11 protein-coding genes are annotated in these 13757 nt (G+C 54.7%); 1 reads left to right on the forward strand and 10 read right to left on the reverse strand.

What is annotated here, in order from left to right; all coding sequences use genetic code 11:
• Positions 1–54 precede the first annotated feature (54 nt).
• The 8 genes from sucD to sdhC all read right to left on the reverse strand — a co-directional run bounded on the left by sucD (position 55) and on the right by sdhC (position 9814).
• The gene (gene sucD / locus H7R76_RS16760; protein ID WP_006809578.1) at positions 55–924 is read right to left on the reverse strand and encodes a succinate--CoA ligase subunit alpha; all 870 of its coding nucleotides are present in this window, start codon (positions 922–924) and stop codon (positions 55–57) included.
• Positions 924–2090 (reverse strand): ADP-forming succinate--CoA ligase subunit beta, encoded by a 1167-nt coding sequence (gene sucC, locus H7R76_RS16765; protein WP_003022927.1) that lies wholly within the window; start codon positions 2088–2090, stop codon positions 924–926. The genes sucD and sucC overlap by 1 nt, the downstream gene beginning before the upstream one ends.
• Positions 2091–2236: 146 nt before the next feature.
• A complete protein-coding gene (gene odhB, locus H7R76_RS16770) occupies positions 2237–3457 on the reverse strand; it encodes a 2-oxoglutarate dehydrogenase complex dihydrolipoyllysine-residue succinyltransferase (RefSeq protein WP_106924642.1) in 1221 nt (406 codons plus the stop codon).
• A gap of 13 nt (positions 3458–3470) precedes the next feature.
• Positions 3471–6272: a 2-oxoglutarate dehydrogenase E1 component gene (gene sucA / locus H7R76_RS16775; protein WP_182929275.1), complete on the reverse strand. Its 2802-nt coding sequence runs from the start codon at positions 6270–6272 to the stop codon at positions 3471–3473.
• Between the two features lie 298 nt (positions 6273–6570).
• Positions 6571–7287: a succinate dehydrogenase iron-sulfur subunit SdhB gene (sdhB, locus tag H7R76_RS16780; RefSeq protein ID WP_064548333.1), complete on the reverse strand. Its 717-nt coding sequence runs from the start codon at positions 7285–7287 to the stop codon at positions 6571–6573.
• Between the two features lie 15 nt (positions 7288–7302).
• On the reverse strand, positions 7303–9069 hold the full coding sequence (sdhA, locus tag H7R76_RS16785) for a succinate dehydrogenase flavoprotein subunit (RefSeq protein WP_064548330.1): 1767 nt from the start codon (positions 9067–9069) through the stop codon (positions 7303–7305).
• On the reverse strand, positions 9069–9416 hold the full coding sequence (gene sdhD, locus H7R76_RS16790; RefSeq protein ID WP_035892719.1) for a succinate dehydrogenase membrane anchor subunit: 348 nt from the start codon (positions 9414–9416) through the stop codon (positions 9069–9071). Before sdhD ends, sdhA begins: the two co-directional genes overlap by 1 nt.
• Positions 9410–9814, reverse strand: a complete 405-nt coding sequence (gene sdhC, locus H7R76_RS16795; RefSeq protein ID WP_181357960.1) for a succinate dehydrogenase cytochrome b556 subunit — start codon at positions 9812–9814, stop codon at positions 9410–9412. Before sdhC ends, sdhD begins: the two co-directional genes overlap by 7 nt.
• 637 nt (positions 9815–10451) lie before the next feature.
• Here sdhC and H7R76_RS16800 point away from each other — a divergent pair.
• Complete coding sequence (locus tag H7R76_RS16800; RefSeq protein ID WP_106924645.1) at positions 10452–11735, forward strand: citrate synthase; 1284 nt, start codon at positions 10452–10454, stop codon at positions 11733–11735.
• Between the two features lie 138 nt (positions 11736–11873).
• Here the strand turns inward: H7R76_RS16800 and nei are convergent, their stop codons facing one another.
• Together nei and H7R76_RS16810 are read right to left on the reverse strand one after the other, a co-directional pair.
• A complete protein-coding gene (gene nei / locus H7R76_RS16805; RefSeq protein ID WP_182965882.1) occupies positions 11874–12665 on the reverse strand; it encodes an endonuclease VIII in 792 nt (263 codons plus the stop codon).
• Positions 12666–12745: 80 nt separating this feature from the next.
• The gene (locus H7R76_RS16810; RefSeq protein ID WP_227673982.1) at positions 12746–13612 is read right to left on the reverse strand and encodes a DUF1266 domain-containing protein; all 867 of its coding nucleotides are present in this window, start codon (positions 13610–13612) and stop codon (positions 12746–12748) included.
• Between the last annotated feature and the right edge of the window lie 145 nt (positions 13613–13757).

A 13757-nucleotide genomic window follows, 5' to 3' on the forward strand; every position in this document is an offset into this window, starting at 1 on the left:
TAAGGCTCCCTACTTCCTGTATGCGTCAGGAATTCGCGTAGGGAGCAGAGAGGATTACTTGATAATTGATTTCAGCGCTTCGCCGATATCGGCCAGGCTACGAACGGTTTTCACGCCCGCGGCTTCCAGCGCAGCGAATTTCTCGTCTGCCGTACCTTTACCGCCTGCGATGATGGCGCCAGCGTGGCCCATACGCTTGCCTTTCGGCGCGGTGACGCCCGCGATGTAACCGACAACCGGCTTGGTCACGTGATCTTTAATGTACGCAGCGGCTTCTTCTTCTGCGCTACCGCCGATCTCACCGATCATAACGATCGCTTCAGTCTGCGGATCTTCCTGGAACAGTTTCAGGATATCGATAAAGTTAGAACCCGGGATCGGGTCACCACCGATGCCCACACAGGTGGACTGGCCGAAACCGTAGTCGGTGGTCTGCTTAACCGCTTCATAAGTCAGCGTACCGGAACGGGAAACGATGCCCACTTTACCCGGCTTGTGAATGTGGCCCGGCATGATACCGATTTTACATTCGCCCGGGGTGATAACGCCTGGGCAGTTCGGGCCAATCATACGCACGCCCGCTTCATCCAGCTTCACCTTCACGGTCAGCATATCCAGCGTAGGGATGCCTTCGGTGATGGTGATGATCAGTTTGATGCCTGCATCGATCGCTTCCAGAATGGAGTCTTTGCAGAACGGTGCCGGAACGTAGATAACGGTAGCGGTCGCGCCCGTCGCTTCTACCGCTTCACGCACGGTGTTGAACACCGGCAGGCCCAAGTGCGTGGTGCCGCCTTTGCCTGGCGTTACGCCGCCAACCATCTGCGTACCGTAAGCAATCGCCTGTTCGGAGTGGAAAGTCCCCTGGCTACCGGTAAAGCCCTGACAGATAACCTTGGTATCTTTATTAATTAAAACTGACATTATTTCCCCTCCACTGCGGCAACAACCTGCTGAGCTGCATCCGTCAGACTTTTCGCTGCAATAATATTCAGGCCGCTATCAGCCAGTTTTTTCGCGCCGAGTTCGGCGTTGTTGCCTTCCAGACGGACGACAACCGGGACGTTAACGCCCACTTCAGCTACCGCGCCGATGATACCGTCAGCGATCAGGTCGCAACGTACGATACCGCCGAAGATGTTAACCAGAACGGCTTTAACATTGTCATCAGAGAGGATGATTTTGAACGCTTCGGTCACGCGCTCTTTGGTTGCGCCGCCGCCAACGTCGAGGAAGTTAGCCGGTTCGCCGCCGTGCAGCTTAACGATGTCCATGGTGCCCATTGCCAGGCCCGCACCGTTAACCATGCAACCGATGTTGCCGTCCAGCGCAACGTAGTTCAGTTCCCACTGTGCAGCCTGCGCTTCACGCGGATCTTCCTGCGACTGATCGCGCATTTCACGCAGATCGGCCTGGCGGAACAGCGCGTTGCCGTCAGCGCCCAGCTTGCCGTCGAGGCAGATCAGGTCACCCTGTTTGGTGACAACCAGCGGGTTGATTTCGATCAGCGCCAGGTCGCGCTCCAGGAAAATGGTCGCCAGACCCATGAAGATCTTGGTGAACTGCTGAACCTGTTTACCTTCCAGACCCAGTTTGAACGCCAGTTCGCGACCCTGGTAAGGCATCGGGCCAGCCAGCGGATCGAGCGCCACTTTGTGGATCAGGTGCGGGGTTTCTTCCGCCACTTTTTCGATTTCCACGCCGCCTTCGGTAGAGGCCATAAAGACCACGCGACGGGAGCTACGATCGACGACCGCGCCCAAGTACAGCTCTTTACCGATGTCGGTAGCCGCTTCAACCAGGATCTGGTTAACCGGCTGGCCGTGTGCGTCCGTCTGGTAAGTCACCAGACGTTTGCCCAGCCAATGTTCAGCGAAAGCGCGGATGTCTTCTTTCGAGTTAACAACCTTCACACCGCCCGCTTTACCGCGGCCACCAGCGTGAACCTGACATTTCACTACCCACGGGCCAGCGCCGATTTTTGAAGCGGCTTCTTCTGCTTCGCGCGGAGTAGTACAGGCATAACCCACCGGAGCCGGTAAGCCATAGCGGGCAAAGAGTTGTTTTGCCTGATATTCATGTAAGTTCATGTGTTCTATCCATCCTTCAGGTAATCATTATCTTAAACCTGTAGGCCTGATAAGACGCGCGAGCGTCGCCATCAGGCATCGCATCAACGCCGGATGGCGGCGTAAACGCCTTATCCGGCCTACAGGGCAGGTGGTACTCTTATTGGCTACACGTCCAGCAGCAGACGGGTTGGATCTTCCAGCAACTCTTTAATGGCGACCAGGAAGCCCACAGACTCGCGCCCATCGATCAGACGGTGGTCATAGGACAGTGCCAGGTACATCATAGGCAGAATTTCCACTTTACCATCCACCGCCATCGGGCGGTCTTTAATGGCATGCATACCCAGAATCGCGCTCTGAGGCGGGTTGATGATCGGGGTAGACATCAGGGAGCCGAATACGCCGCCGTTGGTAATAGTGAAGTTACCGCCGGTCAGATCTTCTACGGTCAGCTTGCCGTCACGGCCTTTAACCGCCAGCTCTTTGATGTTCTTTTCAATGTCAGCCATACCCAGTGCATCAACATCACGCAGGACCGGGGTCACCAGGCCGCGCGGCGTAGAAACCGCCATGCTCACATCGAAGTAGTTGTGATAAACCACGTCATCGCCGTCGATGGACGCGTTCACTTCCGGATAGCGTTTCAGCGCTTCCACTACGGCCTTCACGTAGAAGGACATAAAGCCCAGACGGATACCGTGACGTTTTTCAAACGCGTCACCGTACTGCTTACGCAGGTCCATGATTGGCTTCATGTTCACTTCGTTGAAGGTCGTCAGCATCGCGGTAGAGTTTTTCGCTTCCAGCAGACGCTCGGCCACGCGTTTACGCAGACGGGTCATCGGTACGCGTTTCTCAGAGCGACCAGCCAGCGGCGCAACCGGAGCGGCAGCAGCCGGTGCCGGCGCCGCAGCGGCTTTCGCCGGTGCTTTTGCCAGGTGCTTCTCGATGTCTTCACGAGTCAGACGGCCGCCGACGCCGGTGCCTTTAATGGCGCTGGCTTCGAGGTTGTGCTCAGCCAGCAGGCGACGGATCGCCGGGCTGAGCGCTTCGTTGTTCTGCTCTTCCAGAGAAGCCTGCTGGCGCTGAGCCGGCGTTGACTCTTTGCTGTCAGCTTTGGCGCTGGTTTCTTTACCCGCGCTGTTGCCTTCACGCAGGCGGCCCAGGATCTGACGGGAAGTGACGGTGGTACCTTCATCTTCCAGAACGGCATCAAGGATGCCATCTGCCGACGCCGGTACTTCCAGTACCACTTTGTCAGTTTCGATTTCTACCAGCACTTCATCACGCACAACCACATCGCCCGGTTTTTTATGCCAGGTGGCGACGGTGGCATCCGCTACGGATTCAGGCAGGTCGGGAACCAGAATATCTACGCTACTCATTATGTATCCTTAATTAATCGACGTTCAGCGCGTCATTGACCAGATCTTGTTGCTGCTTCTGGTGAACGGACATATACCCTACCGCCGGTGAGGCGGAGGCCGGGCGACCTGCATAGCGCAGAGCGGCCCCAAATGGAATCACATCACGGAAATGATGCTGGCTGCAGTACCAGGCGCCCTGGTTGAGCGGCTCTTCCTGGCACCAGACAAAATCATGCACGTGTGCATAAGGTTTCAGTGCTTCTTGTACCGCCTGGTGCGGGAACGGGTACAGCTGTTCAACACGCACGATAGCGACATCTTTCTGATCGTTCTTACGGCGCTGTTCCAGCAGGTCGTAGTAAACCTTACCAGAACACAGCACCACGCGTTTCACCGCTTTCGGGTCCAGATCGTCAATTTCGCCAATCGCCGGCATGAAGGTACCGTTCGCCAGCTCATCCAGGCTGGAAACCGCCAGCGGGTGGCGCAGCAGCGACTTCGGCGACATGACGACCAGCGGACGGCGCATCCCGCGCAGCGCCTGACGACGCAGCATGTGATAAACCTGAGCCGGGGTAGACGGTACGCAAACCTGCATATTCTGCTGTGCGCAAAGCTGCAGATAACGTTCCAGACGCGCGGAGGAGTGCTCCGGGCCCTGCCCTTCGTAGCCGTGCGGCAGCAGCATCGCCAGGCCACACATACGGCCCCACTTCTGCTCACCGGAGGAGATAAACTGGTCAATCACCACCTGCGCACCGTTGGCGAAGTCGCCAAACTGCGCTTCCCAGATGGTCAGCGTGCGCGGCTCAGCCGTCGCATAGCCGTATTCAAATGCCAGTACCGCTTCTTCAGACAGCACGGAGTCCCACACTTTGAAATCGCCCTGGCCGTTGTGCACGTGCTGCAGCGGGGTGTAGGTCGAACCGTTGGTCTGGTTATGAATCACCGCGTGACGATGGAAGAAGGTACCACGACCGGCATCTTCACCAGACAGACGCACCGGGATGCCTTCATCAACCAGCGTGGCGTACGCCAGATTTTCCGCGCCGCCCCAGTCGAACAGCTTCTCGCCTGCCGCCATGGCCTGACGGTCACCGTAGATTTTCGCTACGCGCGACTGCATTTCCACGCCTTCCGGCACGGTGCTGATACGGTTAGCCAACTCCTGCAGGCGCTTCATGTCAACCTTGTTCGGGTAACTTTCGTCCCATTCATGGTTGAGGTACGGCGACCAGGTAAAGGAGTGCAGGTTCATTGGACGCCACTCTTTCACCACGCATTCGCCCGCGTCCAGCGCGTCGCGATACAGGTTAACCATTTCAGTGGCATCTTCCAGCGTCGCGACTTTGTCCGCTTCCAGCTTGTCAGCGTAGAGTTTGCGCGGGGTCGGATGCTTTTTGATTTTCTGGTACATCAGCGGCTGGGTTGCGCTTGGCTCGTCGGCTTCGTTGTGGCCATGACGGCGGTAGCACACCAGGTCGATGAACACGTCGCGCTTGAAGGTATTACGGAAGTCCAGCGCCAGACGGGTCACGAAGGCCACGGCTTCCGGATCGTCCGCGTTAACGTGGAAAATCGGCGCCTGAACCATCTTACCGATGTCGGTGCAGTACGGCGTAGAACGCGCGTCCAGCGGGTTAGAGGTGGTGAAGCCCACCTGGTTGTTGATAACGATGCGAACGGTACCGCCCACTTCGTAACCCCGCGCTTTGGACATGTTCAGGGTTTCCTGAACCACGCCCTGCCCGGTCACTGCCGCATCACCGTGAATGGTGATAGGCAGCACTTTATTGCTGCTCGGCTCGTCCAGTCGGTCCAGACGCGCGCGAACGGAACCCATGACGACCGGGCTCACGATTTCGAGGTGCGACGGGTTAAACGCCAGCGCCAGGTGTACCAGACCGCCTTCGGTTTCGATGTCGGAAGAGAAGCCCATGTGGTACTTCACGTCACCGGTGCCGAGGTGTTCTTTATGTTTGCCGGAGAACTCGTCAAACAGCTCCTGGGACTGTTTGCCCAGTACGTTGATCAGCACGTTCAGACGACCGCGGTGCGCCATACCCAGCACTACTTCACGGGTACCGCTCTTGCCCGCATGGCGGATCATCTCTTTGAGCATCGGTACCAGCGCGTCGCCGCCTTCCAGCGAGAAGCGTTTTGCGCCCGGGAATTTCGCGCCCAGGTAGCGTTCCAGGCCTTCCGCCGCGGTCAGTTCGCTCAGGAAACGCTTTTTCTCTTCTGCGCTAAAGGTGGCATGCCCCGCTTCAAAACGCTGTTGAATCCAACGTTTTTCTTCGGTGCTGGTAATGTGCATGTATTCCGCGCCAATGTGGCCGCAGTAGGTCTGTTTGAGGGCATCAATCAGATCGCCGAGCTTCATCGTCTCTTTGCCGATGGCAAAAGAACCTACGTTAAAGCTCTCCTGGAAGTCGGCCTCGGTCAGATCGTGGAAAGCGGGATCTAAATCAGCCACTCGCTCCTGCTGCCACAGTCCCAGCGGATCGAGATTCGCATGCTGGTGACCACGGAAGCGGTAAGCGTTGATAAGCTGCAGGACTTTAACCTGCTTCGCATTCGTGTCAGGGTCGGAAATCGAAGAAGAGTAACGTGAGGCATCCTTCGCCAGACGACGGAAATAATCACGCGTTTTGGAATGAAATTGATCCGGTTTGACTCCGGTACCAGGTAACTGCTGGAACATTGAACGCCAGTGAGCGTCGACAGAGTCAGGATCGGTTAAGAAGTCTTCATAGAGCTGTTCTATCCAGCTCTGGTTCGCACCAGAGAGGTAAGAAGAGTCCAGCCAGGCTTTCATTGCGCCGTTCTGCATCGTGATCCCTTAAGCATTTTATGCTTATTTCGCCGTGGATAACTACGACGTACGCCGGTAAAGCACACGTCCCAGGGTTCACTTGCGAGCTCTTGTATTTGCACTGGCCCGCGAAGGAACCTTTAGAAACTGTCTTTAGAGTTTTTTGGACTCTCACCCTTTCTGCTCAGAGAAAGTAGATTTGGCAGTTTTTAAAGGTTTCCTGCATGTTTGTTGCCTGATGGCGCTTCGCTTATCAGGCCTACGGGGGATGTAGGCCGGATAAAACGGTACGTCGCCATCCGGCAACAATGACTACTTACGCACTACGTTGCAGCAGCATCGACTTAATGTGGCCGATGGCGCGCGTCGGGTTCAGACCTTTCGGACATACACTGACGCAGTTCATGATGCTATGGCAGCGGAATACGCTGAAAGCGTCACTTAACCCTTCCAGGCGGCTGTCGGTTTCGGTATCACGGCTATCAATTAAGAAGCGATACGCAGCCAGCAGGCCTGCCGGGCCGATAAACTTGTCCGGGTTCCACCAGAACGACGGGCAAGAGGTCGAACAGCATGCGCAGAGAATACACTCGTACAGACCATCGAGTTTCTCACGCTGCTCCGGCATCTGCAGATGCTCACGAGCCGGAGGATTTTGCCCATTATTCAACAAGTAAGGCTTAATCTTCTCATACTGTGCGTAGAATTGCCCCATGTCTACCACCAAATCGCGGATCACCGGCAATCCAGGCAGCGGACGGATAACAATTTTCTTGCCCGGCTGATTCAGCGCGGAGATCGGCGTAATGCATGCCAGACCGTTTTTCCCGTTCATGTTCAGACCGTCCGAACCACAAACCCCTTCACGGCAGGAGCGGCGGAACGACAGGCTCGGATCTTTTTCTTTCAGCTGGATTAACGCATCCAGCAGCATCATGTCGCGACCTTCTTCCGCTTCCAGGGTGTAATCCTGCATGCGCGGAGCATCGTCTACGTCCGGGTTATAACGATAAACTGAAAACTCGAGTTTCATTTTCCTGTCTCCGCATTAATAAGTACGAATCTTCGGCGGGAATGCCGGACGCAGTTTCGGCTCCATATTGACGCTACGACGCGTCATAGACTCCGACTCTGGCAGATACAGGGAATGGCACAGCCAGTTTTCATCATCACGCTCCGGGAAGTCAAAGCGGCTATGCGCGCCACGGCTCTCGGTACGGAAGTTGGCGGACATCGCGGTGGCGAAAGCCGTTTCCATCAGGTTATCCAACTCCAGGCACTCAACGCGCTGGGTATTGAACTCGCTGGAGGTATCATCCAGACGGGCATTTTTCAGGCGCTCGCGGATAGCCTTCAGCTGCTCCAGACCTTTTGCCATCGCATCACCTTCACGGAACACCGAGAAGTTGTGTTGCATACATTCCTGCAGCGCTTTGCGGATTTCAACCGGGTCTTCACCGTTACGATTACCGTTCCAGCGGTTCAGGCGTTCCAGAGAAGCGTCGATCTCTTCTTCGGTTGCATCACGCAGTACGCCCTGCTCGGCAATGGATTCCTGCAGATGCAGGCCAACTGCACGACCAAATACCACCAGATCCAGCAGCGAGTTACCGCCCAGGCGGTTGGCGCCGTGAACGGATACGCAGGCAATTTCACCTACCGCGAACAGACCAGGAATCACCACATCTTCGCCCTGCTCGTTCACGGTCAGCGCCTGACCGCTTACTTTGGTCGGAATACCGCCCATCATGTAGTGGCAGGTTGGGATAACCGGGATTGGTTCTTTAACCGGGTCAACGTGTGCGAAGGTACGAGACAGTTCCAGAATGCCCGGCAGACGGGATTCCAGCACTTCTTTACCCAGATGATCCAGCTTCAGCTTGGCGTGTGGACCCCATGGGCCGTCACAGCCACGACCTTCACGGATTTCGATCATGATGGAACGCGCCACCACGTCACGACCCGCCAGGTCTTTCGCATTCGGCGCATAACGCTCCATGAAGCGCTCGCCGTGTTTGTTCAGCAGATAACCACCTTCACCACGGCAGCCTTCTGTGACCAGAACGCCCGCGCCAGCAATACCGGTCGGGTGGAACTGCCACATCTCCATATCCTGCACCGGCACACCGGCACGGATAGCCATACCCACGCCGTCACCGGTATTGATGTGGGCGTTAGTGGTGGACTGATAAATACGCCCTGCACCGCCGGTCGCCAGCACGGTGGCACGGGCTTTGAAGTAAACCACTTCGCCGGTTTCGATACACAGGGCAGTACAACCCACAATCGCGCCATCGGCATTTTTCACCAGATCCAGCGCATACCACTCGGAGAAAATCGTGGTGTGGTTTTTCAAATTCTGTTGATAAAGAGTATGCAACAGCGCGTGACCGGTACGGTCAGCCGCTGCGGCGGTACGTGCCGCCTGCTCGCCGCCGAAGTTTTTCGACTGGCCGCCAAACGGACGTTGATAGATGGTCCCATTCTCCAGACGGGAGAACGGCAGCCCCATATGGTCCAGCTCCAGAATCGCTTCCGGACCGGTTTTACACATGTATTCAATGGCGTCCTGGTCACCGATATAGTCCGACCCTTTTACGGTGTCGTACATATGCCATTCCCAGTTATCTTCATGGGTATTACCGAGCGCCACGGTGATGCCACCCTGCGCTGATACGGTATGGGAACGGGTCGGGAACACTTTAGACAACAGCGCACAGGTCTGGCCGCTTTGGGAAATTTGCAGCGCCGCGCGCATACCTGCGCCACCGGCACCAATCACTACAGCATCAAATTCTCTGACTGGCAGTTTCATCACACACCCCACACCACAACAAATCCATAGATAACGTAAACCAGCAGCGCAACAACAATCACCAGTTGCAGCGTCAGGCGCAGCGCCAGCGGTTTAACGTAGTCGGTTAACACCTGCCACATGCCGATCCAGGCATGAATCAAGATGGAGAACAGAGCCAGCAGGGTGAACACTTTAGTGAACGCAGAGGCAAAGAAACCGCTCCAGATTTCCCAGGTGACTTCACCGTGAATCGCAAAAAAGCCCACCATGTAGATGATGTACAGAGTCAGGACAATAGCGGTGGCGCGAACGAGGATGAAGTCATGTACGCCGTTGCGTCCTAATGCTGAGGCGTTGCTTACCATACGAGGACTCCTGCAAGAATTGAAAGCACGACAGTAATAACGAAAGAAATTTTGGCAGAGCGCTTACCGGCCTCGAGGGTTTCTTCGATATAACCGAAATCCATTAACACGTGACGAATACCCACAACCGCGTGGTAGGCCAGCGCAGTGAGGATGCCCCACATAATGAATTTAACGAAGAAACTGCTCATGATAGAGGAAGCGGTCAGGAAGCCTTCCGGGGAAGAGAGACTGGTGCCCAGCAGCCAAAGCAGAATGCCCACCGCCACAAACGTAATCACGCCGGAAACGCGATGAAGAATGGACGCTATCGCTGTTATAGGGAACCGGATCGTTGTCAAATCCAGATTGACAGGTCTTTGTTTTTTCACATTTCTTATCATGAATAACGCCCACATGCTGTTCTTATTATTTCCTTCCTCCGGTCTGCAGGCGGGTCAAGCAGCGTCCTTTCTATAACTTCGCGTCATGGTTAAATCTGCTCACAGATGCTAAATCGACACGTTAAAACGCTGGGTGGCTCGGGATTGCAGGGTGTTCCGGAGACCTGGCGGCAGTATAGGCCGTTCACAAAATCATTACAATTAACCTACATATAGTTTGTCTGGTTTTATGCAGAACAGTGATCACGCTCACGATTAAAACAATTTTTTAAAAATTAATCACGTGATTTGACAAATATTAAACATTATTGTTACAACCATCACCTGTAAAAGCATATAATGCTCAAAAGTTATGGGGTCACTCTTTCACCTGATAATAAGTTATGTAACAGTGTGATGGGGTTGACCCAACCTATCAGTAAAGTTATTAGTGTTTGTTCAGGTTTGAATCATTGGATTGCTAAGACCCTGATTTGCTGTTGTTTCACTGTAGATTAGACGTGCACCGTCAAGCGCCCTTGCTCTGTACCCTTGTTGCATCTCTACAGCAGAGCCGTGAGCCAAATAACAAACTGGCACCGTCGAACTATTTTTTGAATTGCAAATCCGGCATCCGGCAGTCTTAAGCAAAAAGGCGCTAAGGAGACCGTAAATGGCTGATACAAAGGCAAAAATCACTCTATCGGGTGATACTGCTATTGAACTTGATGTGCTGAAAGGCACGCTCGGTCAGGATGTTATTGATATCCGTACTCTCGGTTCAAAAGGCATTTTTACTTTTGACCCTGGTTTTACCTCTACCGCATCTTGCGAGTCTAAGATTACTTTTATTGATGGCGACGAGGGCATCCTGCTGCACCGCGGCTTCCCTATCGATCAGTTAGCCACCGAATCTAACTACCTCGAAGTATGCTACATCCTCCTGTACGGCGAAAAACCGAACCAGGCCGAATTCAACGAGTTCACCACCACCGTCACTCGCCACACCATGATCCACGAGCAGATTACCCGTCTGTTCCACGCCTTCCGTCGCGACTCTCACCCGATGGCGGTGATGTGCGGGATCACCGGTGCACTGGCTGCGTTTTATCACGACTCTCTGGACGTCAATAACCCGCGTCATCGTGAAATTGCAGCCTTCCGCCTGCTGTCGAAAATGCCGACCATGGCGGCGATGTGTTACAAATATTCTATCGGTCAGCCGTTCGTGTATCCGCGCAACGATCTCTCCTATGCCGGTAACTTCCTGCGTATGATGTTCGCGACGCCTTGCGAAGACTACGAAGTGAACCCAGTGCTGGAACGCGCCATGGACCGCATTCTGATCCTGCACGCTGACCACGAACAGAACGCGTCTACCTCCACCGTCCGTACGGCAGGCTCATCCGGCGCGAACCCGTTCGCCTGTATCGCTGCGGGTATCGCGTCTCTGTGGGGGCCTGCGCACGGCGGCGCCAACGAAGCAGCGCTCAAGATGCTGGAAGAGATCAGCTCCGTTGAGCACATTCCGGAATTCGTCCGTCGCGCGAAAGACAAGAACGACTCTTTCCGCCTGATGGGCTTTGGCCACCGCGTGTACAAAAACTACGACCCGCGTGCCACCGTGATGCGTGAAACCTGCCATGAAGTACTGAAAGAACTGGGCACCAAAGACGATCTGCTGGAAGTGGCCATGGAGCTGGAGCATATTGCGCTCAACGATCCGTACTTCATCGAGAAGAAACTGTACCCGAACGTCGATTTCTACTCCGGCATCATCCTGAAAGCGATGGGTATTCCGTCTTCGATGTTCACCGTTATCTTCGCGATGGCGCGCACCATTGGCTGGATTGCCCACTGGAACGAAATGCACACCGACGGCATGAAGATTGCGCGTCCGCGTCAGCTGTACACCGGCTACGAACAGCGCGACTTCAAATCAGACCTCAAGAAATAATTGAGCGTTTGAACGTAAAAAAGCGCCTGCGGGCGCTTTTTTTATGGCTATCCTGTCGGCCTGATAAGCGAAGCGCCATCAGGCAACGCGTGGCTGATTGGCGGATGACGGCGACCGACACAACACACGCCAGCTCGCCTAGTGTTGGCAGCCAGGACACCAGTAAAACGGTCTTGATGACAGCATCGTCTTCTCAATCACCTCACCGCAGCGCTCACAGGTCTCGCCGTCGCGGTGAAACACTTTAAAGCGAAACAGCGCGCCGTGGTGTTTATTATCATCCACCAGGCCGCGCGTGTTGTAGGAAAGGCGAGGAATATCGAGCAGCGCATGCGACAGCGCCTCAAGCTGCTGTTCATCAAGCTGTGAGGCCTTGTGATTGCCGGTTAAGCCAACCTGCCACAGCACCTCAACCCGCAGATAGTTACCCAACCCGGCAAGAAACGCCTGATCAAGCAGCAGCCCGGAGAGCTGGCGATGACGGAATTTTGCCGACAACAGGCGTGCTTTAACCGCCTGTGGCGTCAGGCTCATGTCGAGCACATCGGGGCCAACGCGCAGTAAAAACGGGTGCGTTTTCAGCGTCTCAGCCGTCAGCATTTCGATATCTGAGGCACTGTAAAGCAGAATGGCTTTGTCTGCCGTTTGCAGCTTCACGCGCAGCACGCGGGTCGTTTGTGGGATTTCACCGGCGTTAACCACGCGCCACACGCCATAGAGCTGATTATGGCTATAGAGCGTCAGCCCGCTGGAAAAGTGCGTCAGCAGCGCCTTGCCGCGGGTTTCTACACGCGTTACGCGCTGCCCCACCAGGCCCGGCGCGTAGGGCGCAAGTTCAGGGAATGCAAACCACACCTCGGTCAAAGGTTGATCTTTGATTGCCGCTTCAAGGCTATCCGCCGCACGGCGGATCTCTGGGCCCTCAGGCATGCCTCTCTCCTTCTGCTAAACCATCACGCCTATTATCCTGAGCGCCCTGTCTTATTGGCGCAAGCGGCAATTTCGGCCGTTCAGGAGGCGTAAGGCTGAAAAGATGCGCGGCGAAATGGCGACGCGTCATCCTCCAGCAGCAGCCGGGCCCCCAAAATCCGGTTGCGGGGGCCAAACCAGGAAAGCAGAACGCCGAGCGGCCCTTTCACTCCGCCGTTCCACTCCAGATACATGACCAGATATGAGGCAGTCAGCTGCTCCCACGACGTGAATTGCCGCGCAATAAGTTCACCAACGATATTCAGAAACGATCGCGCTTCCTGTTCATCAATATAGCCAACGGAAAAGCCAATCCTGACCAGACACGAAGCCCGAACCAAATCGAAACCGGTAATCGGGCACGCATCGATGTCCTGGAACGGCAGCCCCTGATGTTGCAAAAAGGCGATATATCGCTCCTTACCTGCGATCGTCGCCATCGGTATATTTGCACCTGAGGTGGCGCGGGTGATGAGTTTATTCAGCATTTTGCGTAATGCCCGATCGCCATCAATATTCCAGGCCGAACTCATTAATAGCCGCGCGTCTTTAATATCTTCAACATTATTTAAATCCAGCTGCTCCAGTGAATTTATATAGCTAATAGATGGGTGAGGGTTCGCCGTTTCGCTAATCAGAAACAGCGCCTCAGCGCAGGCGGCAAGACGTTCGTTGTCGGTACGTAGCGGGTAGACCGGGCGAGTATTATAGAGCTTGGCGATGGCAAACGGCGTCGTTTGTTCCGACCTGCGCGTGGTCATAAAATGAAGAATAATAGCCAACAGCAGCCATACTAAAACCAGCCCATAAACCGTATGATAGATCGACTTACTGGGAAATAAATTAAACTGCCGCTCGGCTATTTCGCAGGCAAAAAAAACCGCCAGCGGCGTGACAATATTAAACATCACATTCCATCCCTGGATTACTGTTCAGACAGTGTGGATATAAGCACAACCTTAAGAACAACGCTACAAAAGGTCTTTATCGCATGATGAAATCAGAATAAATAAATAATATTCAAATATTATTCTCAAAGATTACATTCAAGAA

Origin of the sequence: Klebsiella sp. WP8-S18-ESBL-06 (assembly GCF_014169755.1) — a bacterium.
Taxonomy (GTDB): Bacteria; Pseudomonadota; Gammaproteobacteria; order Enterobacterales; family Enterobacteriaceae; genus Kluyvera; species Kluyvera ascorbata_B.